Source organism: Streptacidiphilus melanogenes (assembly GCF_000787835.1).
Lineage (GTDB): Bacteria > Actinomycetota > Actinomycetes > Streptomycetales > Streptomycetaceae > Streptacidiphilus > Streptacidiphilus melanogenes.
Map to the genome: position 1 here is coordinate 359,874 of NZ_BBPP01000002.1, position 24,230 is coordinate 384,103.

Consider the following 24,230-nt stretch of genomic DNA (forward strand, 5'->3'; position numbering starts at 1 on the left):
ACTGCGGACTGGGACGAATCGGGAGAGACGGGGACGAAGCTTCGGGAGGCCGGATGCCTGGCGCCTACTCGCGCAGGGCCCTGCTCGGCGCGCTCGGCGCCTTCGGCGCTTCCGCCGCGCTGGCCGCCTGCAAGGGCGACACCGGCTTCCCACCCGACTCCGGCTCGGCCGCCAGCCCGACGTCCAGCGCGGGAGGCGGAGGGCTGCTCGCCGCCCGGGCGTCGAGCGGGACCGGCAGCGCCTCCCCGACGCCGCCGCCCACCCGGACCGTCCACGCCGCGACCGGCCAGGTGCAGGTCCCGGCCGCGCCGCGGCGGGTCGTCGTGCTCGGCACCGCGGAGCTCGACTCCGCGCTCACCCTCGGCTTCACGCCGGTGGGGGCGGCGCGCCCGGCGTTCGACAGCGGCCTGCCGGACTACTACCCCACCGGATGGCTCTCGCCCGTCGCCCACGTCGGCGTCGTCGGCGCACCGGACCTCGCCGCGATCAAGCGGCTGCGGCCCGACGTGATCCTCTCCAGCCGTTCCGTCGACGGCGCGCGCTACCAGCAGCTGTCGGCGATCGCCCCGACCGTCCTGACCGAGTCGACGGGCGCCTCCTGGAAGCAGGACTTCCAGCTCCACACGCAGGCCCTCAACGCGCAGTCCGTCGCCGACGCGATCACCTCCGCCTACCAGGACCACGTCCGCGAGGTCACCGCCGGGCTGGGCGGCTCGGGTTCGACCCGCAAGCAGCAGATCAGTCTGATCCGCTTCGTCCAGGACCAGAACCCGAGCGTCGTCGCCGCCCACAGCTTCCCCGGCAGCCTGCTCGCCGACGTCCAGCTGGGCCGCCCCGACGCGCAGAACGCGCAGACGGAGACGGTCGCCCTCCCCGCGACGGACAAGCTCGACGCGGTGGACGGCACCACGATCTTCTACTCCACCTCCGGAGACCCGGCCAAGGCCCACACCGACGAGGTGCTGAACAGCGACGCCTGGAAGAACCTCTCCGCGGTCAAGGCGGGACGCGCCTACGCGGTCGACGACCAGCTCTGGAACCAGGGCGTGGGCTACCTCGGCTCCGATCTGATCCTGGCTCAACTGCGGCGCTACTTGGGTGGGTAGCGACCGATACGTGCCCAGAGTCTTGTGATGCCCGTCACTCGGGAACACCATGTCACCATGCCGACGACAACGACGCAGGAGCAGCGGGACCACCGGTCGCAACGCGAGCGTGAGCGCGCGGCTGCGACACGCAAGGCCTTCATCGCGGAGGGCTTCGACCTGGTCGCGGACACCTACGGGACGGTGGACGGGGAGTTCTTCCAGGCGAACGGCGCACGCCTGGTCGAACACGCCGGCCTGCGCCCGGGCGACCGGGTCCTCGACCTCGGCTGCGGCCGCGGCGCGGTGCTGTTCGCCGCCGCGACGGCGGTGGGCCCCGACGGCTACGTGGCGGGCCTCGACCTCTCCCCCGGCATGGCCCACGCCACGGCCGCGGACATCGCCCGCCGTGGCCTGCGCAACGTCACGGCCCGCGTCGGCGACGCGGAGGACCCGGGCTTCCCCTCCGGCTCCTTCGAGGCGGTCCTGGCCGGGCTGATGATGTTCATCACCCCCGATCCGGCGGCGGCGCTGCGCGCGGCCCACCACATCCTGGTCCCCGGCGGGCGCTTCGCGATGTCGAGCTGGGGTGCGCTGACCGACCCACGCTGGACCCGCCCGCTGGACGCGGCGCTGGCCTTCCTCGACGACCCCGTCTCCGCGTCCTCCCCGAGGCAGGGCGCGCGTGGCGGCCACCCGGCGTTCGACTCCCGCGAGTCGATCGCGGACCTCTTCCACGCCTGCGGCTACGCCGAGGTGCGGACGGTCGAGGAGACGTCGGTGCGCGTGATCGGGAGCGGCGAGGAGTGGTGGCGCTCGCAGTGGTCGACGGGGCGCCGGATCTGGCTCGAGAAGATCCCCACGGACCGCCGCGCCGCGGCGAAGGCTGCGGCCCTCGACGCCCTCGACGAGCTCCGCGACCACGAGGGGGTGCTGCGCAGCGAGACGCACCTGCGCTTCACGTCGGCACTCCGGGTGCCCTGAGACCTGGCAGCCAGGCGCGCCACCTCCGGGGCGCGGGGCCCTGCTGACCCGCGGCTCCGCCACAGGGCGCGAGAAACCACCCTGTGCGGATGGCCCTGCGCGTTCGGGGGCTCTGTGTGGGTGGGTGGCTTGTCGCGCCCACGCGGTGGAACCGCATATCAGCAGAGCCCCGCGCCCCTGAGGCGGTGCAACGTCCGTCTGCCGGGAACTGACTCAGCGTCGGGTGATGCGCCAGGCGAGGAAGGCAGCGGACAGGGTCGAGGAGCCGCGGAGCCAGAAGGTGTAGGCGTTGTGAGTCGCGGCGGTGACCTGCGCGTTCGTCAGGGCCGGGTGGCCCGGCGTGTGGCCGGACTTGCTGTAGAGCCAGAAGCCGCAGGCCGCGGCCATCAGGCCGGGGATCCAGAGGGCGGCGACCCGGCCGACGCCGTGGCCGAACCTGCGGCCCGCGTAGGCGAGGAGCCAGCCGAGGATCGCGACGTACCAGAGACCCGTCACCGCCGCGCCGACCAGCACCAGTGTGGCCAGCGCCTCGACGAAGGGGATCGATGCCCGCGGCACCGACGTGCCTCCCGGCGCGCCGCCCCGGAGGCGTCGGAGCAGGCCGGGCTTCGGCTGCGTCGGCACCGGTGGGCCGACCTCGCCGGCCCCGTTCACGCCCGTGCCCGCCGCCGCGCCCGCCGCGGGCTGCGCGCTCGGGAGGCCGGTGACCGGGTCGACGACCGCCGTGCCGTCGGGAACCAGGAAGTCGCCCTCGAAGGAGCCGGACCAGCCGGGCGGCTGGATCATCCGGACGCCGCCCCCGCCGGGGAAGCCGCTGCCGCCGGACTCGAAGGTCCACCACTGCGCGCCCGAGGCCGGAACGCTGCCGGCGTCCGCGCGGACGAACTCCGCGCGGCCCTCGATCGCTGGTGCAGGGCCCTGCGTCGGGACGGACGGCGTCGCCGGGCGCGCCGAAGGCGTCGGAGCGGAGGTCGTCGGGACCGCTGGTCCGGACCCGACCGAGGCCCCGCCGCCGCCCGCGGCGCGGCGGACCACCTGCTCAGGCGTGCCGAGGCCCGCGAGGATCTTGCGGACCGAGCCGACCTCCGCGCGCGCGGAGGACCGGGAGGACGAGGAGGACGCGGCCCGCTGGGAGTCGATGGCCTGGCGCAGGTCGTTGACGAGCCGGACACGCTCCGCCGCCGTCAGACCCCCGGTCTGGCCGGCGAGATCGCCCACTCGGCTCAGGTAGTCGTAGACCAGCTGTTCGCTCTCGATGCCCATCGTGCTTCCCCGCCCCTCCCCACAACCACCGCCGGCGTCAGCTTAGGGTGCGTCGTGCGGACGTCACGGCCTTACCCGGAGAAGCCCTCCCGTACTCCCGGGCAGACAGGGGCCGCCCCGCACCGCAGCAAGTAATCTGAGTCGGATGAGCACCGGGAGAACCGAGGAGTCGCACGACGGCGTCCGCACGCTGCCGCGCACCCTCGCCGAGGACCTGCGCGGCCGCGACGACGCCGCGCTCGCCGCGTTGCTGCGGGCGCGGCCGGATCTCGTGCACCCGGTGCCGGCCGACCTGAGCCAGTTGGCGACCCGCAGCGCGACACGAGCCAGCGTGATCCGCGCACTGGAGCGGCTGGACCGGTTCACCCTCCAGGTCGCGGAGGCGCTGTCCGTGGCCGCTGACCCGTGCACGCCGCAGGAGCTGCGCGCGCTGCTGGGCGCGGACCAGGACCCGGAGGTCGACGCGGCCTTCGAGCCCGCCGTGGCGGCGCTGGGTGACGCGGCCCTGGTCTGGGGCGGGCCGGAGCGACTGCGGCTGGTGCGCACCGCGCGGGACGTGCTCGCCCCGGCGGGCGGACAGTCGGGGCCGACCGGGCTCGGCCCCCTGTACGCGGAGGCCGGCGCGGGGCTGTCGCCGGCCCGCCTGCAGGACATGCTCGCCGACGCCGGGCTGCCCAGCACCCACGACCAGGTGAGTGCGCTGGCCGCGCTGAGCAGCCTGTTCGCCCAGCGCGAGCGGGCGGACGCGCTGCTCGCCCGTGCGCCGGAGGGCGCGCGCGGCGTCCTGTCCAAGCTGACCTGGGGGCCGCCGTTCGGCGCGTCCCCGCCCCGCGCGGTCCGGGCCGCGGACGCGCGCACCCCCGTCGAGTGGCTCCAGGCCTGCGGCCTGCTGCTGCCCGCGGGCCGGGACGCGGTGGTGCTGCCCCGCGAGGTCGCGCTCCATCTGCGTGGCGGCCTGGCGCACCGTCAGGTCGAGCCGGTCGCGCCGCAAGTGACGTCGGCCCGCAGCATCGAGCCGGAACAGGCGGACCATGCGGCCGCCGCCCAGGCTTTCACAGCCGTGCGGACGGTGGAGGAGGCGCTCAGCCTGTGGAGCACCGAGTCGCCCGCCGTGCTGCGCGCGGGCGGCCTCGGCGTCCGCGAGCTGCGCCGCACCGCGCAGGCCCTGGACCTGCCCGAGCCCGGCACCGCCTTCTGGCTCGAACTCGCCTACGGCGCAGGCCTGGTGGCTCCGGACGGCGAGGTGGAGGAGCGCTGGGCGCCCACCCCCGCCTACGACGAGTGGCTGCGCCGGCCCGTCGCGGAGCGGTGGCTGCTGCTGGCCCGCACCTGGCTCGCCGCCACCCGCGTCGCCGCGCTGGTCGGCACCAAGGACACCAAGGACAAGGTCCTGCCGCCGCTCGGCAGCGGCCTCGACCGCGCCCTCGCACCGGTTCTCCGCCACGACGTGCTCGGCCTGCTGGCCCTGCTGCCCGGGGGCGCCGCCGCCGACGTGCGGACGCTGACGGCCCGGATCGCCTGGCAGCACCCGCTGCGCGGCGGCGAGCTGCGCGACCAGCTGGTCGCCTGGACGGTCGCGGAGGCGGAGGACCTCGGCCTCACCGGCCGGGGTGCGCTCGCACGCTTCGCCGTACCGCTGCTCGACGATGACGAGGCGTCGACCCTGGAGCGCCTCGCCCCGCTGCTGCCGGAACCGCTGGACCAGGTCATCCTCCAGCCCGACCTCACCGCCATCGCCCCCGGCCCGCTGCGCACGCCGCTGGCGCAGACCCTCGCCGTCGCGGCGGACGTGGAGTCCAAGGGCGGTGCGACGGTCTACCGGTTCACCCCCGACTCCGTACGCCGTGCCCTCGATGCCGGGCGCAGCGCGGCCGAGCTGCACACCTTCCTCGCCGAGCACTCCAGCACGCCGGTGCCGCAGCCGCTGACCTACCTCGTTGACGACGTGGCCCGCCGCCACGGCCGACTGCGCGTCGGTGCGGCCTCGGCGTACCTGCGCTGCGACGACGACGCCCTGCTGGACGAGCTGCTCGCCGACCGCCGCGCCGCGCAGCTGCGGCTGCGACGTCTCGCTCCCACCGTCCTCGCCGCGCAGACGGACCCGGCGACGGTGCTCGGGCAGCTCCGCACGATGGGCTACGCCCCCGCCGCGGAGACCGCCGAGGGCGACGTCATGATCACCCGCCCGGACGCCCGCCGCACGCCCCCGCGCACGCCTCCGGCGCCCGTCCCCGACGGTCCGCCGCCGGTCACGCAGGGACTCCTCGGCGCCGCCATCAAGGCCATCCGCGCGGGCGACCGCGCCGCCACCATCACCCACCGCGTCCCCGCGGCGGGCCCCCTCCCCCGCACTCCTGCGGCGGAGACCCTGGCCACCCTCCAGACCGCCGTCCTCACCGGCGATGCCGTCTGGATCGGCTACGTCAACGCGGACGGCGCGGCCAGCCAGCGCGTCATCGAGCCCGTCCGCGTCGAGGGCGGCTTCGTCACCGCCTTCGACCAGGTCCACGAGGAGGTCCGCACCTTCTCCCTGCACCGCATCACCGGCGTCGCGGAACTTGCCGACGACGAGGCGTAGCAACCGGGCTCGCCTCGCGGACCACGGAAACGGTTCGTCCTCACCCGAAGGCGTGCTGTGCGCGTCGCCGCCCGCCGCTACCGTGGGACCGAGCGCTTGAATCCCGTCCATGGGAGGGACCATGACCGCTGAGCCCATGCACGACTGGCCGTACCCCTGGCCTCGGCCGCCGGATGGCGGCTACACCGTGGACGACCTGCTGACCTTGCCAGACCTCCCGCCGCACACAGAGCTGATCGACGGGAGCCTGGTCTTCGTGAGTCCGCAGAAGGAGTTCCACAGCCTGATGCTCTTCCTGCTGGAAGCCGGTCTTCGGACGCTCGTGCCCGACGATCTGCGGGTGCGGCGCGAAATGGCGGTCGTCATCGACCGCCAGAACTCACCCGTACCCGATGTGTGCGTGGTGAAGGCGGCGGCTACCGGACCTGGCAGAACTCGCTATCGGGTAGAGGACGTCGTGCTGGCGATCGAGGTCGTCTCCCCCGAGTCCGCGTCCCGTGACCGGGACACCAAGCCCCACAAGTACGCCCGCGCGGGGATCGGGCACTACTGGCTCGCCGACAGTCCTGCGGGCGAGAACCGGCCGGTCCTCAGCACTTACCAGCTCGACCCGGACAAGCGCAGCTATGAACTGACCGGCATCCACCACGACCGTCTCGTCCTCGACGTCCCCTTCCCGATCGACATCGACCTCACCGGCATCGACAAGCTGTAGCGGGATCCGCTTTCCGGTCCGCGCCGCGATGCGGGACACTGGGTGTTTGGCCACTTGCCCGGACCGGAGGAGACGCACGTGCACGACGGGCCGCTGATCGTTCAGTCCGACAAGACCCTGCTGCTGGAGACCGGGCACACGCTCGCCGACGAGTGCCGCCGCGTCATCGCACCGTTCGCAGAGCTGGAGCGGGCGCCCGAGCACGTCCACACGTACCGGGTGACGCCGCTGGGCCTGTGGAACGCGCGGGCCGCCGGGCACGACGCCGAGCAGGTCGTGGACGCGCTGGTGCGCTTCTCGCGCTACCCCGTGCCGAACGCGCTGCTGGTCGACATCGCCGACACCATGGACCGCTACGGCCGCCTGCGGCTGAGCAAGGACCCGGTGCACGGCCTGGTGCTGACCGCCACGGACCGGCCCGTGCTGGAGGAGGTGCTGCGGTCGAAGAAGATCGCCCCGCTGGTCGGCCAGCGGATCGATCCGGACACCGTGGTGGTGCACCCCTCCGAGCGCGGGCAGATCAAGCAGGTGCTGCTCAAGCTCGGCTGGCCGGCCGAGGACACCGCCGGCTACGTGGACGGCGAGGCGCACCCGATCGAGCTGGCGCAGGACGGCTGGAAGCTGCGCGCCTACCAGGAGCAGGCCGCCGAGGGCTTCTGGCACGGCGGCTCCGGCGTCGTCGTGCTGCCCTGCGGCGCCGGCAAGACGCTGGTCGGTGCGGCCGCGATGGCCAAGGCCAAGGCGACCACGCTGATCCTGGTCACCAACACCGTCTCCGCCCGCCAGTGGAAGCACGAGCTGGTCAAGCGCACCTCCCTCACCGAGGACGAGATCGGCGAGTACAGCGGCGCGCGCAAGGAGATCCGCCCGGTCACCATCGCGACGTACCAGGTGATGACGACCAAGCGGAAGGGCGTCTACCCGCACCTGGAGCTGTTCGACTCCCGCGACTGGGGCCTGATCGTCTACGACGAGGTGCACCTGCTGCCCGCGCCCGTCTTCAAGTTCACCGCCGACCTGCAGGCGCGCCGCCGCCTCGGCCTGACCGCGACGCTGGTGCGCGAGGACGGGCGCGAGGGCGATGTCTTCTCCCTCATCGGCCCCAAGCGCTTCGACGCGCCGTGGAAGGAGATCGAGGCGCAGGGCTACATCGCGCCCGCGGACTGCTGCGAGGTGCGGGTGACCCTCACCGACACCGAGCGGCTCGCCTACGCGACGGCGGAGCCGGAGGAGCGGTACCGGTTCTGCGCCACGACGGCGACCAAGCGCCGCGTCACCCAGGCGCTCGTCGAGAAGCACAGGGGCACGCCCACGCTCGTCATCGGCCAGTACATCGACCAGCTCGACGAGCTGGGCGAGGCGCTGGACGCGCCGGTGATCAAGGGCGAGACGACGAACGCCCAGCGCGAGAAGCTGTTCGACGCGTTCCGGGAGGGCGAGATCAGCGTGCTGGTGGTGTCCAAGGTCGCCAACTTCTCCATCGACCTGCCCGAGGCGACGGTCGCGATCCAGGTCTCCGGCACGTTCGGCTCACGCCAGGAGGAGGCCCAGCGACTGGGCCGGGTGCTGCGTCCCAAGGCGGACGGGCACATGGCGCACTTCTACTCGGTCGTCGCCCGGGACACCATCGACCAGGACTTCGCGGCGCACCGGCAGCGGTTCCTGGCCGAACAGGGCTACGCCTACCGGATCGTGGACGCGGACGACGTACTGTGACCCTCGGGTGGGTCAGGCCTTCCTGAGCAGGTCCTCGGGGAGGCCGTCGTGGCCGAGGACGACGACGGAGAAGGCCGTGGCGGCGAGGATGCCGACGCCGCGCGCGCAGGCCGTGATCGGGTTGCGCGGGCGGCGCTCCACCTTGGTGGCACCACGGGCGACGACGTGGGGGTGCGGGGCGGAACGGGGTCGGGAGTCGATGTATGCGGTAGCCATGTCTCAACGCTAGATTTCCGGCCCCATGAAATCGTCAGCCCAATGGCCCATTCCGTCAGGCCTTCCAGCTCATCCCGCAGGGGTACACGCCCTCGTCCGCACGTCAGGGTTACCCCTGATATCCCCTGGACGAAAGTGATTCGCCCACCGGTCGTTCGTGGGTATAGGGTGTCCGGTCTGCCGCCTCCCCGGGGACGCACGTGGGGAGGCGCCGCCCGGACGGAAACCGGGTGGCTCTCAAATTCCATCGCAGACTTTTGAGACCGCTGCGCGCCGGACACCCCCGGTGTTCCGCAGCCGGGAAGGCTTCTCCGTGCCTGCGCACACCCCCGCCCCGACAACCCCGCCGGCGAACCCGCTCGACCGCGAACGCGCCCATCTCGCCTCCTCCCGCGCCGCGCTGCGCGCCATGCGCGAGGACGTGGAGGCGCTCGACATCAAGGACGTGACCGGCAACTGGGTCAACGCCGCGATCCTCGCCCGCGAGATCGACAACCGCATCAAGGCCCTGGCCGACCTCGCGGACACCCCCCTGTTCTTCGGCCGGCTCGACTTCCTGCACGCCCCGGGCGCGGAGCTGGCGGAGGGCGGCGAAGCAGGAGGGGCGGCGCGAAGCGCCTCGGACAAGGGTGGTGGTGGGCGAGGGGCAGGCCGCTTCTACATCGGCCGACGTCACGTCCACGACACCGACGGCGACCCGATGGTCATCGACTGGCGTGCGCCGGTCTCCCAGTGCTTCTACCGGGCCAGCAAGAAGGACCCGATGGACATCGGGCTGCGCCGTCGCTTCGGGTACACCGGCGGCGAGTTGACCGCCTACGAGGACGAGCACCTGACCGATCCCGAGGAGTCCACCGGCACCAGCGCGCTGCTCGCGGCGGAGATCGAGCGCCCGCGCGTCGGTCCGATGCGCGACATCGTCGCCACGATCCAGCCTGAGCAGGACGAGATCGTCCGTGCCGACGTGCACGGCACGGTCTGCGTCCAGGGGGCGCCCGGCACCGGGAAGACGGCCGTCGGTCTGCACCGTGTCGCCTACCTGCTCTACGCCCACCGCGAGCGCCTCGCCCGCACCGGCACCCTCGTCATCGGCCCGAACCGCTCCTTCCTCCACTACATCGAGCAGGTCCTGCCCGCGCTGGGCGAGTTGGACGTCGCCCAGGCCACCGTCGAGGAGCTCGTCGCCCACGTCCCGCTGCGCGGCACGGACACCGCCGAGGCAGCCCGGCTCAAGGGCGACGCGCGGATGGCGGAGGTGCTGCGCCGGGCCGTCCGGTCCGGCATCACCCTGCCGACGGAGGGCTGCGTCGTGGTCCGCGGCTCACGCCGCTGGCGCGTCGCCTCCTACGAACTGGAGGAGATCGTCCGGGAGCTGATGGACCGTGGCATCCGCTACGGCGCGGCTCAGGCCGCGCTTCCGCAGCGGATCGCGCACGCCGTCCTGGTGAAGATGGAACAGGCGGGCGAGGCGCCCGACGACCGCGTGCAGGACGCCGTCGCGCGCAACCCCGCCGTGAAGGCGACGGCGAAGGCGCTGTGGCCGCCGGTGGACCCGGCCAAGCTGGTGCTGCGCCTGCTCTCCGAGCCCGAGTTCCTGGCGCAGTGCGCGGACGGCCTGCTGACACCGGAGGAGCAGGCGGCGGTGCTCTGGCCCAAGCCCGGCCGCGGCGTCAAGACGGCTCCGTGGACGCCCGCCGACGCGGTCCTCGTCGACGAGACGCGCGACCTGGTCGAACGCACCTCCTCGCTCGGCCATGTGGTCCTCGACGAGGCGCAGGACCTCTCCCCCATGCAGTACCGCGCGGTGGGACGACGCTGCACGACGGGTTCGGCCACGGTGCTGGGCGACATCGCGCAGGGCACGACACCGTGGTCCACCGACTCCTGGGCCACCGCCCTGCACCACCTGGGCAAGCCAGGCTCGCGGGTGGAGGAGCTGACCACGGGCTTCCGTGTCCCCGGCGAGGTCATCGACTACGCCTCCCGGCTCCTCCCGGCGATCGCCCCCGACCTCGCCCCCGCGACGTCGATCCGCACCGCGGCCGACACGCTGACGATCCGTCGGGTGGACGGCTCCGCCGCGCCGGAAGAAGCCGACGCGCTGGACGCGGCCTCCGCGCTCGCGCCGGCGACCCCGCCCGCCCTGACCGACGCCGTGGTGGCGGCGGCGCAGGCCGCGCTGCGGAACGAGGGCAGCATCGGGCTGATCGCCGCGGACGCGCGCGTCCCGGTCCTGGGCGCGGCGCTGGCGGCAGCCGGGCTGCCGTATCTCGACCCGGGAACGGAGACGAACGCGGAGAGCAGGCTGACGCTGGTCCCGGCCTCACTCGCCAAGGGCCTGGAGTACGACTACGTCGTGCTCGACGAGCCCGCAGCCATCGTCGACGGCGAGGCAGACCTCCGTACGGGCCTGCGCCGCCTCTACGTCTGCCTCACCCGCGCCGTCTCCGGCCTCAACGTCCTCCACACCCGGCCTCTGCCGGAGGCACTCGGGTGACCCTCAGGGGCCAGTCGCACCTCCCGGGGGCGCGAGGCTCTGCTGATATGGCTGATGTGCGGTTCCGCCGCGTGGGCGCGACAAGCCACCCACGCAGGTCGATGCCCGAACGCCCAGGGCCATCCGCACGCCGGCCACGCCCCTCTAGGTGGCGCCACTCGCCAGGTCGTGCCACTCGCCCTGTGCCGAAGTGTTCTACGCAGCGACGGGTTCGGCATCGAGCAGGCGGCGCCACTGCTGGACGAGGCCCGTGTCCAGCGGGCTGCCCCAGCCCGCGCTGCGGACCATCGTGCCGACGTGGAAGCCGTCGATCCCGGCCGCGCGCAGGCGCGGGATGTGCTGGGTCTTGAGGCCGCCGCCGACGAGGATGCGCGGGCCGTAGCCGGGGGCACCGGCGCGGGCCGCCTCCTCGGCGAGGACGTCCATGCCGGAGGCCACCCCGGCGCTGCTTCCGGCGGTGAGGACGGTGTCCAGGCCGGGGAGGCCGTCGATCGCGGCGCGGACGTCCTGGCGGGAGGCCGCGTTGTCCAGCGCGCGGTGGAAGGTCCACCGGCAGCCGGGGATGGCGTCCAGCAGGGTCCGCACGGACGCCAGGTCGATCTCGCCCTCGGGGGTGAGGAAGCCGAGGACGAACTCCTCCGCCCCCTCCGCGCGCAGCGCCTGCGCCTTCGCGCAGAGCGCGTCGAGGTCGCGGACCAGGAAGCCGTCGCCGTCGCGGAGCATGACACGAAGCGGGACGTGCACCGCGGCCCTGATCCGGACGAACTCGGCGAGGTCGGGCGTCAGCCCGTCGGCCGCCATCTCGCCGGCGAGTTCCAGGCGGTCGGCCCCTCCCGCCGCGGCCGCGACGGCGTCCTCCGCGGACGTCGCGATGACCTCGAAGATCGCCCGATCGCTCATGTGCAGCCTCTCTGCTCCGCTTCGACAAACGGCCCAACAGGTCTAGTCCAATGCAGACACCCTAGCCGTTGGCGGGACGTGGCGACAGCGACGGCGCGGCATACGACGCATCGCCAGCGAACGGGGCGGCGTCCGTACCACAATGTGTCTATGCCCGAGTCGTCGTCGCATCCCGACCAAACCCTCGCCGAGGGTCTGCTCACCCGCTGGACCGCGCTCTTCGCGGCACCGGAGGCGGAGCCCTACGGCGAACAGCTGCTGCGGCGCTGGTCGGAGCCGCAACGCAAGTACCACACCCTGCGCCACCTGGCCGCGACGCTGCAGGTGATCGACCGGCTGGCCGGCCACGCCGACGACGCCGACCTGGTGCGCCTCGCCGCCTGGTTCCACGACGCGATCTACGCACCCGACCGCAGCGAGAACGAGGAGCGCAGCGCGCGGCTGGCCGAGAAGGTACTGCCGGAGCTGGGCGTCGCGGACGAGGCCATCGCCGAGGTGGCCCGCCTGGTGCGGCTGACGGCCGCGCACGACCCGGCCCCGGGCGACCGCAACGGCGAGGTGCTGTGCGACGCCGACCTGGCCATCCTCGGAGCTCCCCCGCAGGTCTACGCCGGCTACACCGCTGCCGTCCGCGCCGAGTACGCGTTCGTCCCGGAGGAGGACTTCCGCGCGGGCCGGGCCACGATCCTGGAGCACCTGCTCACCAAGAAGCCCTCCCTGTACCGGACCCAGCCCGCACAGGCCACCTTCGGACCGCGCGCGGAGGCGAACCTCCGTTCCGAGCTTGCACGGTTGCGCGATAAGGTGCCGCCCGTCACGTGAGTCCCTTGGGTCGCCGGGTGGGGTGCATGGATATCGAGGTCGAGTTCGAGTACCAGCACGGCGAGGCACGCCGCTACTGGCTGCGCCAGCAGGGCGTCTACGCCCTGGCCGCGCTGCTGGTGGGGCTCACCTCGGTCGTGGTCGCAGCGCTCCCGGGTGCGGCCCACCCGGCGCGCGGGACGCTCGCCCTGGTCGGTCTCCTCTGCCTGGCCTGGACCGTCTACGGGATCCGCTACGCCGTGCGGAACCTGCCCCGCCCCGGCTCGACGACCAGCCTGCGCTTCACCGACGTCGGCCTGTCCGTGCGCGACCAGTTCCAGTCGACGCAGATCCGCTGGCCCGCAGTCCGCCGGGTGCAGCTGCGACGCGGCTGGCTGCTGCTGGAGGGCACCCAGACGGTCCGCAGCCGGGCCATCCCGGCCCGCGCCCTCAGCGAGGTTCAGCTGGAGGAGCTGCAGAGCTGGCTGACCGCGCAGAAGCTGATGCGGTAGCGGCTCGCCGCCGCTACCGGTGCTTGGGCCGCCGCAGGCCGGCGGCCGAGAGCCGGGCCACGATCTCCCGGCTGCGAACGGGCACGGCGCCCAGATCGACCGCCTGCGCGTACAGCCGCTCCGGCACGTCGTAGTGGTCCCGTTCGAAGCCGCGCTCGGGCACGCCCAGCAGGCGCGCGAACGCGTGCAGCTCGTCGTACGAGACGTCGGACACCAGGTGCGACCAGAACCGGCCGTGGCCCGGCCACGTCGGGGGGTCGATCAGGATCACGGCGCGAGCTCGCCTACGGCGGCGACGGTTCGCCCCTCCTTGCCGCAGACCCAGTGCGGGTCCGGCCCCAGCTCGGGCTCGACGGCGAGCGCGTGCGGATCCCCGTCGGCAGCGCACTCCGTACACAGGGGCCAGCGGCCCCAGCCCTCCAACAGGGCGTCCTGCACGTCCTGCGCGACGAGCCCCAGCAGGTAGTCCACCCCGTCCGGCCACTGCTCGACCCACCACCGCCGCTGCGCGATCGCGTCCTCCAGCACCGAGACGATCGCGGCATCCGCGACGTCCCTCGCGGTCAGATCCCTGAGCAGCGCGCTCCGCGCACCGTGCAGAGCGGTCTCCAGTGCGTTCTCCATCGCTCCAGTCTCGCATTGGGCACAGGGGACATTGCCCTCTCCAGGGGCGCGGGGCTCAGCCGATGTGCGGCTTCGCCGCGTGGGCGCGACATGCCACCGATGAGCAGATGGTCCCGACCGAGGCAGGGCCATCCGCACGCCGGTGGTTTCTCGCACGGTCCCCCTCGGCCCTGAGGTGCCGGCAACAGCAGGAGGGCGGTCATCCAACCCGTCACAGGTTGGATGACCGCCCTCCGGAACTCTTGGTCCTTCAGCGGGAAGCTGAGGATCAGAAGTCCATGTCACCGCCCGGCATGCCGGCCGGCGCGGCCGCGGCCTTCTCCGGCTTGTCGGCGATGACGGCCTCGGTGGTGAGGAAGAGCGCGGCGATGGACGCCGCGTTCTGCAGCGCGGAGCGCGTCACCTTGGCCGGGTCGATGATGCCCACGGCGATGAGGTCGACGTACTCGTTGGTCGCGGCATTCAGGCCGTGGCCGGCGGGCAGGTTGCGGACCTTCTCCACCACGACGCCGCCCTCGAGGCCGGCGTTGGCCGCGATCTGCTTGATCGGGGCCTCGAGCGCGACGCGCACGATGTTGGCACCGGTCGCCTCGTCACCCTCGAGCTCGAGCTTCTCGAACGCGACACCGGCCTGGAGCAGGGCCACGCCACCACCGGCGACGATGCCCTCCTCGACCGCGGCCTTGGCGTTGCGGACGGCGTCCTCGATGCGGTGCTTGCGCTCCTTGAGCTCGACCTCGGTGGCCGCGCCCGCCTTGATGACGGCGACGCCACCGGCCAGCTTGGCCAGGCGCTCCTGCAGCTTCTCGCGGTCGTAGTCCGAGTCGCTGTTCTCGATCTCGGCGCGGATCTGGGCCACGCGGCCCGCGACCTGCTCGCTCTCGCCGGCGCCGTCCACGATGGTGGTCTCGTCCTTGGTGACGACGACCTTGCGGGCGCGACCGAGCAGCTCCAGACCGGCGTTCTCCAGCTTGAGGCCGACCTCCTCGGAGATGACCTGGCCGCCGGTGAGGATGGCGATGTCGCCGAGCATGGCCTTGCGACGGTCACCGAAGCCCGGGGCCTTGACGGCGACGGACTTGAAGGTGCCACGGATCTTGTTGACGACCAGGGTGGAGAGCGCCTCGCCCTCGACGTCCTCGGCGATGATCAGCAGCGGCTTGCCGGACTGCATGACCTTCTCGAGCAGCGGGAGCAGGTCCTTGATCGAGCCGATCTTGGAGTTGGCGATGAGGATGTAGGGGTCCTCGAAGACCGTCTCCATGCGCTCCAGGTCGGTGGCGAAGTACGCCGAGATGAAGCCCTTGTCGAAGCGCATACCCTCGGTGAGCTCCAGCTCCAGACCGAAGGTCTGGGACTCCTCGACGGTGATGACGCCTTCCTTGCCGACCTTGTCCATCGCCTCGGCGATGAGCTCGCCGATCTGGGTGTCGGCGGCGGAGATGGAGGCGGTGGAGGCGATCTGCTCCTTGGTCTCCACGTCCTTGGCCTGCTCGAGCAGCTGGGCGGAGACGGCCTCGACTGCCTTCTCGATGCCGCGCTTGAGGGCCATCGGGTTGGCGCCGGCGGCGACGTTGCGCAGACCCTCGCGGACGAGCGCCTGGGCCAGCACGGTGGCGGTGGTGGTGCCGTCACCCGCGACGTCGTCGGTCTTCTTGGCGACCTCCTTGACGAGCTCGGCGCCGATCTTCTCGTAGGGGTCCTCGAGCTCGATCTCCTTGGCGATGGAGACACCGTCGTTGGTGATCGTGGGGGCGCCCCACTTCTTCTCCAGAACGACGTTGCGGCCCTTGGGGCCCAGCGTGACCTTGACGGCGTCGGCGAGCTGGTTCATACCGCGCTCGAGGCCGCGACGGGCCTCTTCGTCGAACGCAATGATCTTGGCCATGGAAGCGGTCCTCCTGGACAGACTGGCTGCTTCGGACCGCGCCTGCGCCCGCGACGGACGGCTCCGGCCTTCGGCGGTTCCGTCCCGCCTCGCCCGGGGCCTCACCGACCCGGCCCGTTGTCACTCTCTACCTCAGAGTGCTAACGCCAATGATTAGCACTCGACCCCCTTGAGTGCAAGCAGCTCCGCGAAGCTGGGGACGGGCGGCGGCAAGACGAAGGACCCCTGCCCGCGAACGGGACAGGGGTCCTTCGGAAGACCTGCGTGGATGCATCGTTTCGTCTGGAACGAGCTCTGCGGGTCCTGATTCAGTCAGCGATCGCTGCCGAGTCAGCGGTGGTGGTGTTTCAGCCGATGACCTTGACCATGTCGGCCTGCGGGCCCTTCTGGCCCTGCGAGATCTCGAACTCCACCCGCTGGCCCTCTTCGAGCGACCGGTACCCGTCCATCTGGATCGCGCTGTAGTGGACGAACACGTCCGCACCACCGTCGACCGCGATGAAGCCGTACCCCTTCTCCGCGTTGAACCACTTGACGGTGCCCTGAGCCATTCCAAACTCCCCTATTACTGGCCCTTTCACGGTCCGCACACCGCGGACCGGGCCGGAACCGGACGCTGCGGGGTGCAGTGCCGTTGCTCGGCCGACGCTGAATGTATCCACTCCGATGCCCTCAGCAACAGAGCATTCGACGGCCAATTCTCACGGGGAGTAATGAGACATAAGCGGCGAGCGTCGCCGAATAGGAACGATTCGGGCCGGGCATATCGGGCGTTTCCCGACATGTCGCCGAATGAAAAAGAGCACGTCAACCGTCTCGTAGGACGGGACAGGAGCACTCTACTCCTCTTAAACATCCGGAAATGACAGCGGCCCGGCCACCCCCGTAAGGGGTGGCCGGGCCTCCGCACCTGACCGGAGAGTAGGGTTCAGCAGCCGCCGGCGACCGCGGGGATGATCGAGACGCCGGCGCCGTCCGGGGTGGCCGTCTCCAGGCCCTCGGCGAAGCGCACGTCGTCCTCGTTGACGTAGATGTTGACGAAGCGGCGCAGCTTGCCGTTGTCGTCCAGCAGGCGGGCCGAGATGCCCGTGTGGTGGGACTCCAGATCCTTGATCACCTCGGCCAGGGTGGCGCCCTCGGCGCTCACCTCGGCGGTGCCGCCGGTGTAGGTGCGCAGGATGGTGGGGATGCGGACGGTGACGCTCATGCGAGGCCTGCCTCTCGGAACGAGTCAAGGGTGGGGCGGATGACGGCGGTCGGGCGGGCGGCGTCCGCCACGGCCTCCAGGGTCTTCAGGCCGTCGCCGGTGTTGAGGACGACGGTCTCGGCGGCCGGGTCCAGCTGACCGCTCTCGATCAGCTTGTGCAGCACGCCGACCGTCACGCCACCCGCCGTCTCGGCGAAAATGCCTTCGGTCCGGGCCAGCAGCCGGATCGCGTCGACGACCTGCTCGTCGGTGACGTCCTCGACCGCGCCGCCGGTGCGGCGGACGATGTCGAGCACGTAGACGCCGTCGGCGGGGTTGCCGATGGCCAGCGACTTCGCGATGGTGTTCGGCTTCTGCGGGCGGACCACGTCGTGACCGGCCTTGTAGGCCGCGGAGACCGGAGAGCAGCCCTCGGCCTGGGCGCCGAAGACCTTGTAGGGCTTGTCCTCGACCAGACCGAGGGCGATCAGCTCCTTGAGGCCCTTGTCGATCTTCGTCAGCTGGGAGCCGGACGCGATCGGGATCACCAGCTGGTCCGGAAGCCGCCAGCCGAGCTGCTCGCAGATCTCGTAGGCCAGCGTCTTGGAGCCCTCGCCGTAGTACGGGCGCAGGTTCACGTTGACGAAGCCCCAGCCCTCGCCGGACGGGTCGCCGATCAGCTCGGAGCAGAAGCGGTTCACGTCGTCGTAGTTGCCCTCGATGCCGACGACGTCGCCGCCGTAGATCGCGGCCATGACGACCTTGCCGGCCTCCAGGTCGTGCGGGATGAAGACGCAGGCGCGCAGGCCGGTACGGGCGGCGGCGGCCGTGACGGCGCCGGCCAGGTTGCCGGTGGAGGAGCAGGAGAGCGTGGTGAAGCCGAAGGTACGGGCCGCCTCGACGGCGATCGCCACGACCCGGTCCTTGAAGGAGTGGGTCGGGTTGCCGGAGTCGTCCTTGACGTACAGCGAGCCGGTCACGCCCAGCTCGCGGGCGAGGTTGTCCGCCTTGACCAGCTTGGTCAGGCCCGGGTTGAGGCTCGGGCGCTCGGCGACGTCCGGGGAGACCGGCAGCAGCGGGGCGTAGCGCCAGATGTTGTTCGGGCCGTTCTCGATCTGCTTGCGCAGACCCTCCGGGTCGCCGGCCGGGAGCTCGTAGGCGACCTCCAGCGGGCCGAAGCACTCGGCGCAGGCGAAGTTCGGGGCGAGGGGGGTGCGTGCTCCGCACTCGCGACAGGACAGGGCGACGGCGGGGCCGAAGGCGTCGGGTGCGACGGTGCTGCTGACAGGGGCCATGATGGCGAGAACCTCTCTCTCCTCATCTTCCCCGGGGCGCGTCTCGCCACGGGCCGGAATTGGCACCTTCCCGGCCGGGCCGCGGGTCCTCGGACACCGCGCCGCATGGCAGGGGGGTTGCCGGGACGTCAACGGGCCGTTCCCTCAGTCCCTCTGGATGAGCGCTATGGCGCCGCACTGCAGAGCGCGTCGCATTTGTCGGAGGTGGACCCCAATGTGCGATGACCACACCTCGTCCTCAAGACTGTAACCGACGGCCCACCGCGCGCCGACTACCGTCCGAGACGCGAGACGGTCACCGTGGGCGACCGCCACCCGCACGACGAAGACACGACCGAGCACCGAACAGCATCCGAGACGGACCCGAGGGAGCCCCGTGCTGGACCAGGTCGAGGACTGGCTGCGCCGCCGATCCTGGAGCGCCGCCGACCGACCCCTGCCCGAGCTGCTGGAGGCGAAGCGCCGCAGCGGCCTGACGGTCAGCGTGGTGCTGCCCGCGCTCGACGAGGAGGAGACGGTCGGCGAGATCGTCGGCACCATCCGCCGCGACCTGGTCGAGGCGGTGCCGCTGGTGGACGAGCTCGTCGTGGTCGACTCCGGCTCGGTGGACCGCACCGCGCACGAGGCCGAGGCGGCGGGCGCGCGGGTGGTGCACCGCGACCAGATCCTGCCGCAGCTGCCCGTCGAACCGGGCAAGGGCGAGGTGCTGTGGCGGTCGCTGCTGGCCACCACCGGCGACGTCGTCTGCTTCATCGACTCCGACCTGCGCGCCTTCGACTCCGCCTTCGTCTCCGGCATCGTCGGTCCGCTGCTGACCGACCCCGAGGTGGCCTTCGTCAAGGCCATGTACGACCGGCCCTTCGACACCGAGACCGGCTCCATACCGGCCGGCGGCGGCCGGGTCACCGAGCTCGTGGCCCGCCCACTGCTCAACCTGCACTGGCCGCTGCTGGCCGGCTTCGTCCAGCCGCTCGGCGGCGAGTACGCGGCGCGCCGCTCGCTGCTGGAGCGGCTGCCCTTCCCGACCGGCTACGGCGTCGAGCTGGGCCTGCTCGTCGACGCGCTCGGCCTGGTCGGCCTGGACGCGCTCGCCCAGGTCGACGTGGGCGTGCGGCACCACCGCCACCAGGACGCGCAGGCGCTGGGCCGGATGGCGGCCACCATCTACCGCACCGCGCTGGAGCGGCTCAAGGCGCCTGACGCGGACCCGCTGGCCCGCCCCGAGCTGGTGCAGTTCACCCGCACGGCGTCCGGGTTCACGCCGCACAGCACCGAGGTCGCGACGGTGGAACGCCCGCCGATGGCCTCCGTCCCCGCGTACCAGGCCCGACGGGCCGCACCGGCCCGACCCGCTCCGCAGGCCCGGCAGGCGCAAAGGCGCGCCGCCGGGCAGGAGGTTTGCCCGCATCCCTGAGAGGCAAGGGTGACTGATATGGCTTCGACCACCGCCCCCATCGTCCTCGCGTCCAACCGCGGCCCCGTCTCCTTCACGGCCGAGGACGACGGCACGCTGACGCCACGCCGGGGCGGCGGCGGGCTGGTGTCCGGGCTCTCCGCGATCGGCACCGAGCAGCGCAGCGTCTGGGTCTGCGCGGCACTGTCCGACGCCGACCGGGCGGCCGCCCGGCAGGGTCTGACCGAACCCGACGTCCGCATGCTCGACATCGACGCGGGCACCTTCGCCCGTGCCTACAACGGCATCGCCAACTCGACGCTCTGGTTCGTCCACCACCTCCTCTACGACACACCGACCAAGCCCGTCTTCGGCGCGCAGTTCCGCCGCGAGTGGGCCTCCTACGAGGCGTACAACCACTCCTTCGCCGAGGCGCTGGCGGCCTGCGCCGAGCCCGGGGCGGCGGTACTCGTCCAGGACTACCACCTGTCACTGACACCGCTGCTGCTGCGCGAACTGCGACCGGACGTGCGGATCGCGCACTTCTCGCACACCCCGTGGGCCCCGCCGGACTACTACCGCCTGCTGCCGGACGACGTGGCCCCGCGGGTGCTGGAGGGCATCCTCGGCGCGGACCGCGCCGGGTTCCTGACCGAGCGCTGGGCCCGGGCCTTCGCGGACTGCTGCCGTGACGTGCTCGGCGCGACCGTCTCCGACGACCTGGTGGTCACCCACGCCGGACGCGCCACCCGGCTCGGCGTCCACGGGCTGGGCGCGGACGCGGAGTTCCTGCGTGAGCGGGCCCACCGCCCCGACGTGGACGCGCGACTGGCGACGCTGCGCGAGGCCGTCGGCGACCGCCGCACGATCGTGCGGGTCGACCGCACCGAGCTGAGCAAGAACATCGTGCGCGGCCTGCAGGCGTACCAGCACCTGCTGCGGACGCGCAGCGAGTGGCTGGACCGGGTCGTGCACATCGCCTTCGCCTACCCGTCACGGCACGACCTGCCGGAGTACCGCGAGTACACCGCGGCCGTGCTGCGCACCGCGCAGGAGATCAACGACGAGTTCGGGACGCCGAGTTGGCAGCCCGTCATCCTGCACGTCAACGACGACTTCCCGCGTTCGCTGGCCGCCTACCGGCTGGCCGACGTCGCGCTGGTCAACCCCATCCGCGACGGCATGAACCTGGTCGCGAAGGAGGTCCCGGTCGTCTCCGACGCGGGCGTCGCCCTGGTGCTCTCCCGCGAGGCGGGAGCCCACGCCGAGCTGGGCGACGACTCGCTGACGGTCAACCCCTACGACGTGATCCAGACGGCGGAGGCGCTGCACGCGGCGCTCACCATGCCGGAGGACGAGCGGTCCGCCCGCAGCAAGCGCCTGACGGAGGCGAGCACCGCGCTCCCGCCGACGGCCTGGTTCATGCAGCAGCTGCACGCCCTGACGGACGGTCAGCCGGCGCAGGAGTAGGTGAACGTCCCCGTCCCGGTGAGGGCCGGGTGGTCCTGGATCTGCAGGGTGGCCTTCCCGTCGAAGGTGCCGGGGCCGGACAGCGTCCAGACCAGCGGGAGCTGGACCTGCCGGGTCCCGGCCGCGACGGTCTCGGTGAGCAGCCCGCTGTCCGTCCCGTCGTTGCGGGTCCAGCGGTAGTGGAAGGTCCCGGCGCGGCCGTCGGTGGAGACGGTCGCGGTGATGGTGGCCTTGCCGCCACAGCCGACGGTCGCCGGGGCGACCTGTACGGACGCGCCGGTCAGCTTCAGCTGCGGCGGCGCGAGGACACCGTCGAGCCACCAGCCGAGCAGGGCGAGGAACACCAGCAGCACGGGCACCCAGAACAGCCACCCGCGCCGCTTCCTCCCCTCCTCGGCCTGCGGCTCGGAAGCGACCTCGCCCTTCCACATGGCGATCGTCCGCGCGGTCTTGGGGTCCGGCACGCCGGGCCCGAACCTGATCAGCGAGGCGTCCGGCGCGGCCACGGAGGCCGAGGCCTCCACTGCGGGCACCGGCGCGGGCGCGGGTATCGGGGCAGGTGCGGGAGCAGGCGCGGCCATCGGCGCAGGGGCCTCGACGATCGTGGGGCCGACGGGGACCTGCAGGGTCGGCGCGGGCGGCACGGGCGCGGCCTGCTGCTCGAACGGGATCTGCAGCGTCGGCGTCGGAACGGCCTCCGACCCGGCGGGCAGCCGCACGGTGGGGATCGCCTCCGGGTCGCCGCCCAGCCGCACGGTGGGAACGACGTCCGGCGCGGCGGGCAGCCGCACGGTGGGGATCGCTTCGGGGTCGCTCCCCAGCCGCACCGTCGGCATCGCCTCCGGCTCGGCCGGGAACCTCACCGTGGGGATGGCATCCGGGTCGGACGCCTGCGCCGGCTGAGCCGCGCGGCCCAGCCGGACGGTGCCGAGTTCGTCCGGCACGGCGTCCTGCGGCGCGGGCGGAGTGTCCTCCGGCGGCACACGGAGATGCATCGTGCCGCCGTCGGCGGGCACGGCGTCCTGGGGTTCGCCGACGGCGCTCATCCGATGCACGTTCCTCTCCAGGTCTCGGTGACGGAGCCGTTGGCCGCCGCGGGTTTCGTCGTCAGGGTGACGCCATAGGTGAGGCAGTTGCCCTCCGGGGGCGTCCCGGAGTCGAAGCGCACCCGGCCGTAGCTGGTCTTCCCGGACAGCGGCACCGTCGACGAGGAGAAGACCTCCTGACCGCCCGAGGCCGTGTAGTAGAACCAGGTCGCCGTCATGGTGAACGACCCGGTGGTGTTGGTGTCCGCGTAGCCGTAGATGACCTGGGCCAACGTGGCCCCGTTGTAGCTCCAGACGTCGTAGAGCTTGGACACCTGCAACGGCGGCGGGGGCTTCGGCTTCGTGGGCGTACTCGTCGGCGAGGCCGACGTGGGCGAGGCCGTGGTCGGGGACGCGGTGGGCGGTGCGGGCTTGGTCGGGGACGCCGACGGGCTCGCGCCCGGGCTCGGCGAGGAGCTTGCGCCCGGGCTCGCGCTCGGGCTCGCGCTCGGCGAGGTGGACGGCGAGGCCGACGCCGACGCGGACGGGCTGGACGAGACGGAGACCGCGCCGGTCGGGGTGATGGAGGTGACCGCGACCGGGGTCGGACCGCCGGTCACGTGGGGCAGGTTGGGGTTCGCGCCCGCCAGGGCGACGCCGCCGAGGACTCCGACGAGCACCACACCGCCGACGCCCGCGCCGACCGCGACCCGGCGCGGCATCCGGCGGACGATCGGGCGGCCCGTCCGCAGCACCGTGCTCGCCAGTGCCGTCGTCCCGCTCGTCGCCGCGCCGCCGCCCGCCGAGGGGAACAGCAGCGGCAGCAGCGCCGCCATCGCGGCGAGGCGCTTGCGGCCGCGCTCCTCCCACTGCGGGCCGTAGGCCGCGCCCGCGATCGCCTCGAGCTCGGTGACGAACGCCGCTGCGCTCTCCGGGCGTTCGGTCGCGTGCTTGGCGAGGCCGCGCCGGATCAGCGGGCGGACCGCCTCCGGGGCGAGTTCGTCGGGGATGGGCGCGGTGGTGTGCTGGACGACGAGCTCGGCGAAGGTGACCCCGGGGTACGGGCGTGAGCCCGTCAGGCACTCGAAGAAGGTCGCCGTGGCCGCGTAGACGTCCGCGGCGGGCGAGGCGGGGTCGCCCGTCCACTGCTCGGGGGCCATGTACGGCGGGGTGCCGGCGATGCCGCCCTCGTCGCCGGACTTCACCGCGATGCCGAAGTCGACGAGCTTCGACGAGCCGTCAGCGGCGACCAGGACGTTCTCGGGCTTGTAGTCACGGTGGACCACGCCCAGCGCGTGGGCCGCGGCCAGGCCGAGCAGCGAGCCCTTGAGGACGACCAGCGCCGCCTCCGGGCCGGTGGCCCCGGCCTGCTTCAGCAGCGCCCGCAGGGCGATGCCGTCGACCAGCTCCATGACGATCGCCGCGCCCGCCGGGCCCTCGACGTACTCGTAGAGCCGGACCACGTAGGGGCTGTCGAGGTCGCCCAGCAGCCGGGCCTCGTCGCGGAACTCGGTGAGGAAGTCCGGGTCGGCCCGGAGCTCGTCACCGAGGTACTTGATCGCGACAGCCGTGCCGGTGACCTCGTGCAACGCGAGCACCACACGACCGCTCGCACCCGAACCGAGTTCCCGGGTATGCCGATACCCCGGAACGATCCATTCCATGACCTGTCCCCCCTTTTGTCGCGAACGTAGCGAAGAAAGGGGTGCTCAGCCAGCCGCCGTGACATCACGGTTACCGCCTAGGAGCGGAACTCTTATGCTCCGCATACAGCGCGTCGTCGGATATCGCGGGATGTCGCCCGGGCGCTCACTCCCCGCACACGGATCGCCCCGGCCGCCTACCGGGCCCGCCCAGCGCCGACGCGCTCGCGGAACACGTGTGCGGCGAGCCCGAGCGGACCTGCGCGGAGGCAAGGCGGGCCCGGATATGGTCGTAGCCATGGGCATCCCCGAAGGCAGTGCCGAAGGCTTCCCCCACCGCACGGACGACCGGACGAACGAGCGTGCGAGCGACCGGACCGCCGACCGGAGCGGGGCGCAGCCCCCCGCCGGTCTTCCGACGCCGCGCACCGAGGCGGGT

21 protein-coding genes and 1 riboswitch are annotated in these 24,230 nt (G+C 72.5%); of the genes, 10 read left to right on the forward strand and 11 right to left on the reverse strand.

The window, feature by feature from the left end; genetic code table 11:
- Positions 1–53: 53 nt before the first annotated feature.
- Both TR49_RS03500 and TR49_RS03505 read left to right on the forward strand, forming a co-directional pair.
- Positions 54–1,106: an ABC transporter substrate-binding protein gene (locus TR49_RS03500; protein WP_052433959.1), complete on the forward strand. Its 1,053-nt coding sequence runs from the start codon at positions 54–56 to the stop codon at positions 1,104–1,106.
- Between the two features lie 57 nt (positions 1,107–1,163).
- Positions 1,164–2,069 carry a class I SAM-dependent methyltransferase gene (locus TR49_RS03505; RefSeq protein ID WP_052433961.1) on the forward strand — a complete coding sequence of 302 codons (906 nt, stop codon included), beginning with the start codon at positions 1,164–1,166 and terminating at the stop codon, positions 2,067–2,069.
- A gap of 213 nt (positions 2,070–2,282) precedes the next feature.
- Here the strand turns inward: TR49_RS03505 and TR49_RS42385 are convergent, their stop codons facing one another.
- Positions 2,283–3,332: a hypothetical protein gene (locus TR49_RS42385; protein ID WP_042376898.1), complete on the reverse strand. Its 1,050-nt coding sequence runs from the start codon at positions 3,330–3,332 to the stop codon at positions 2,283–2,285.
- Between the two features lie 145 nt (positions 3,333–3,477).
- On the opposite strand from TR49_RS42385, the gene TR49_RS03515 reads away from it, so the two are divergent.
- The 3 genes from TR49_RS03515 to TR49_RS03525 all read left to right on the forward strand — a co-directional run bounded on the left by TR49_RS03515 (position 3,478) and on the right by TR49_RS03525 (position 8,341).
- Positions 3,478–5,910, forward strand: coding sequence for a helicase C-terminal domain-containing protein (locus tag TR49_RS03515; protein ID WP_042376900.1), 2,433 nt, complete (start codon positions 3,478–3,480; stop codon positions 5,908–5,910).
- Between the two features lie 121 nt (positions 5,911–6,031).
- On the forward strand, positions 6,032–6,625 hold the full coding sequence (locus tag TR49_RS03520) for a Uma2 family endonuclease (RefSeq protein WP_084724508.1): 594 nt from the start codon (positions 6,032–6,034) through the stop codon (positions 6,623–6,625).
- 78 nt (positions 6,626–6,703) lie between these two features.
- Positions 6,704–8,341 (forward strand): DNA repair helicase XPB, encoded by a 1,638-nt coding sequence (locus TR49_RS03525; protein ID WP_042376904.1) that lies wholly within the window; start codon positions 6,704–6,706, stop codon positions 8,339–8,341.
- A 12-nt stretch (positions 8,342–8,353) separates the two neighbouring features.
- On the opposite strand, the gene TR49_RS03530 is transcribed toward TR49_RS03525, so the two are convergent.
- On the reverse strand, positions 8,354–8,557 hold the full coding sequence (locus TR49_RS03530; RefSeq protein WP_042376906.1) for a hypothetical protein: 204 nt from the start codon (positions 8,555–8,557) through the stop codon (positions 8,354–8,356).
- A 313-nt stretch (positions 8,558–8,870) separates the two neighbouring features.
- Between TR49_RS03530 and TR49_RS03535 the strand changes: the two genes are divergently transcribed.
- Positions 8,871–11,054, forward strand: a complete 2,184-nt coding sequence (locus TR49_RS03535; protein ID WP_042377128.1) for a HelD family protein — start codon at positions 8,871–8,873, stop codon at positions 11,052–11,054.
- Positions 11,055–11,249: 195 nt separating this feature from the next.
- On the opposite strand, the gene TR49_RS03540 is transcribed toward TR49_RS03535, so the two are convergent.
- Entirely contained in the window at positions 11,250–11,954 is a 705-nt protein-coding gene (locus TR49_RS03540; protein ID WP_042376908.1) for a copper homeostasis protein CutC, read from the reverse strand.
- Positions 11,955–12,104: 150 nt separating this feature from the next.
- Between TR49_RS03540 and TR49_RS03545 the strand changes: the two genes are divergently transcribed.
- Positions 12,105–12,776 carry an HD domain-containing protein gene (locus TR49_RS03545; RefSeq protein WP_042376910.1) on the forward strand — a complete coding sequence of 224 codons (672 nt, stop codon included), beginning with the start codon at positions 12,105–12,107 and terminating at the stop codon, positions 12,774–12,776.
- A gap of 26 nt (positions 12,777–12,802) precedes the next feature.
- Positions 12,803–13,267, forward strand: coding sequence for a YcxB family protein (locus TR49_RS03550; RefSeq protein ID WP_042376912.1), 465 nt, complete (start codon positions 12,803–12,805; stop codon positions 13,265–13,267).
- A 13-nt stretch (positions 13,268–13,280) separates the two neighbouring features.
- Here TR49_RS03550 and TR49_RS03555 read toward each other — a convergent pair whose 3' ends face one another.
- The 6 genes from TR49_RS03555 to thrC all read right to left on the reverse strand — a co-directional run bounded on the left by TR49_RS03555 (position 13,281) and on the right by thrC (position 18,260).
- On the reverse strand, positions 13,281–13,538 hold the full coding sequence (locus TR49_RS03555; protein ID WP_042376913.1) for a DUF4031 domain-containing protein: 258 nt from the start codon (positions 13,536–13,538) through the stop codon (positions 13,281–13,283).
- Complete coding sequence (locus tag TR49_RS03560; RefSeq protein WP_042376916.1) at positions 13,535–13,891, reverse strand: DUF8819 family protein; 357 nt, start codon at positions 13,889–13,891, stop codon at positions 13,535–13,537. Before TR49_RS03560 ends, TR49_RS03555 begins: the two co-directional genes overlap by 4 nt.
- A gap of 268 nt (positions 13,892–14,159) precedes the next feature.
- Complete coding sequence (gene groL, locus TR49_RS03565; protein ID WP_042376918.1) at positions 14,160–15,779, reverse strand: chaperonin GroEL; 1,620 nt, start codon at positions 15,777–15,779, stop codon at positions 14,160–14,162.
- Between the two features lie 347 nt (positions 15,780–16,126).
- Positions 16,127–16,330, reverse strand: coding sequence for a cold-shock protein (locus tag TR49_RS03570; protein WP_042364928.1), 204 nt, complete (start codon positions 16,328–16,330; stop codon positions 16,127–16,129).
- A gap of 377 nt (positions 16,331–16,707) precedes the next feature.
- On the reverse strand, positions 16,708–16,986 hold the full coding sequence (locus TR49_RS03575; protein ID WP_042376921.1) for a MoaD/ThiS family protein: 279 nt from the start codon (positions 16,984–16,986) through the stop codon (positions 16,708–16,710).
- Entirely contained in the window at positions 16,983–18,260 is a 1,278-nt protein-coding gene (gene thrC, locus TR49_RS03580) for a threonine synthase (RefSeq protein WP_042376922.1), read from the reverse strand. Before thrC ends, TR49_RS03575 begins: the two co-directional genes overlap by 4 nt.
- 19 nt (positions 18,261–18,279) lie before the next feature.
- Positions 18,280–18,424: riboswitch (SAM riboswitch) on the reverse strand.
- 212 nt (positions 18,425–18,636) lie between these two features.
- On the opposite strand from thrC, the gene TR49_RS03590 reads away from it, so the two are divergent.
- Complete coding sequence (locus tag TR49_RS03590; protein ID WP_084724509.1) at positions 18,637–19,674, forward strand: glucosyl-3-phosphoglycerate synthase; 1,038 nt, start codon at positions 18,637–18,639, stop codon at positions 19,672–19,674.
- 18 nt (positions 19,675–19,692) lie between these two features.
- Positions 19,693–21,123: an alpha,alpha-trehalose-phosphate synthase (UDP-forming) gene (locus TR49_RS03595; protein WP_042376926.1), complete on the forward strand. Its 1,431-nt coding sequence runs from the start codon at positions 19,693–19,695 to the stop codon at positions 21,121–21,123.
- Here the strand turns inward: TR49_RS03595 and TR49_RS39595 are convergent.
- Positions 21,105–22,169 carry a hypothetical protein gene (locus TR49_RS39595; protein ID WP_052433963.1) on the reverse strand — a complete coding sequence of 355 codons (1,065 nt, stop codon included), beginning with the start codon at positions 22,167–22,169 and terminating at the stop codon, positions 21,105–21,107. The genes TR49_RS03595 and TR49_RS39595 overlap by 19 nt on opposite strands.
- Positions 22,166–23,812 (reverse strand): serine/threonine-protein kinase, encoded by a 1,647-nt coding sequence (locus tag TR49_RS03605; RefSeq protein WP_042376932.1) that lies wholly within the window; start codon positions 23,810–23,812, stop codon positions 22,166–22,168. The genes TR49_RS39595 and TR49_RS03605 overlap by 4 nt, the downstream gene beginning before the upstream one ends.
- Between the last annotated feature and the right edge of the window lie 418 nt (positions 23,813–24,230).

Bases quoted from the DNA above. Each gene is read 5' to 3' on its own strand.
- TR49_RS03575 (WP_042376921.1), bottom strand. From the start codon at position 16,986: ATGAGCGTCACCGTCCGCATCCCCACCATCCTGCGCACCTACACCGGC.
- TR49_RS03595 (WP_042376926.1), top strand. From the start codon at position 19,693: ATGGCTTCGACCACCGCCCCCATCGTCCTCGCGTCCAACCGCGGCCCC.
- TR49_RS03520 (WP_084724508.1), top strand. From the start codon at position 6,032: ATGACCGCTGAGCCCATGCACGACTGGCCGTACCCCTGGCCTCGGCCG.
- TR49_RS03560 (WP_042376916.1), bottom strand. From the start codon at position 13,891: ATGGAGAACGCACTGGAGACCGCTCTGCACGGTGCGCGGAGCGCGCTG.
- TR49_RS03505 (WP_052433961.1), top strand. From the start codon at position 1,164: ATGCCGACGACAACGACGCAGGAGCAGCGGGACCACCGGTCGCAACGC.
- TR49_RS03545 (WP_042376910.1), top strand. From the start codon at position 12,105: ATGCCCGAGTCGTCGTCGCATCCCGACCAAACCCTCGCCGAGGGTCTG.
- TR49_RS03515 (WP_042376900.1), top strand. From the start codon at position 3,478: ATGAGCACCGGGAGAACCGAGGAGTCGCACGACGGCGTCCGCACGCTG.
- thrC (WP_042376922.1), bottom strand. From the start codon at position 18,260: ATGGCCCCTGTCAGCAGCACCGTCGCACCCGACGCCTTCGGCCCCGCC.
- TR49_RS03570 (WP_042364928.1), bottom strand. From the start codon at position 16,330: ATGGCTCAGGGCACCGTCAAGTGGTTCAACGCGGAGAAGGGGTACGGC.
- TR49_RS03550 (WP_042376912.1), top strand. From the start codon at position 12,803: ATGGATATCGAGGTCGAGTTCGAGTACCAGCACGGCGAGGCACGCCGC.
- TR49_RS39595 (WP_052433963.1), bottom strand. From the start codon at position 22,169: ATGAGCGCCGTCGGCGAACCCCAGGACGCCGTGCCCGCCGACGGCGGC.
- TR49_RS03500 (WP_052433959.1), top strand. From the start codon at position 54: ATGCCTGGCGCCTACTCGCGCAGGGCCCTGCTCGGCGCGCTCGGCGCC.
- TR49_RS03605 (WP_042376932.1), bottom strand. From the start codon at position 23,812: ATGGAATGGATCGTTCCGGGGTATCGGCATACCCGGGAACTCGGTTCG.
- groL (WP_042376918.1), bottom strand. From the start codon at position 15,779: ATGGCCAAGATCATTGCGTTCGACGAAGAGGCCCGTCGCGGCCTCGAG.
- TR49_RS03530 (WP_042376906.1), bottom strand. From the start codon at position 8,557: ATGGCTACCGCATACATCGACTCCCGACCCCGTTCCGCCCCGCACCCC.
- TR49_RS03540 (WP_042376908.1), bottom strand. From the start codon at position 11,954: ATGAGCGATCGGGCGATCTTCGAGGTCATCGCGACGTCCGCGGAGGAC.
- TR49_RS42385 (WP_042376898.1), bottom strand. From the start codon at position 3,332: ATGGGCATCGAGAGCGAACAGCTGGTCTACGACTACCTGAGCCGAGTG.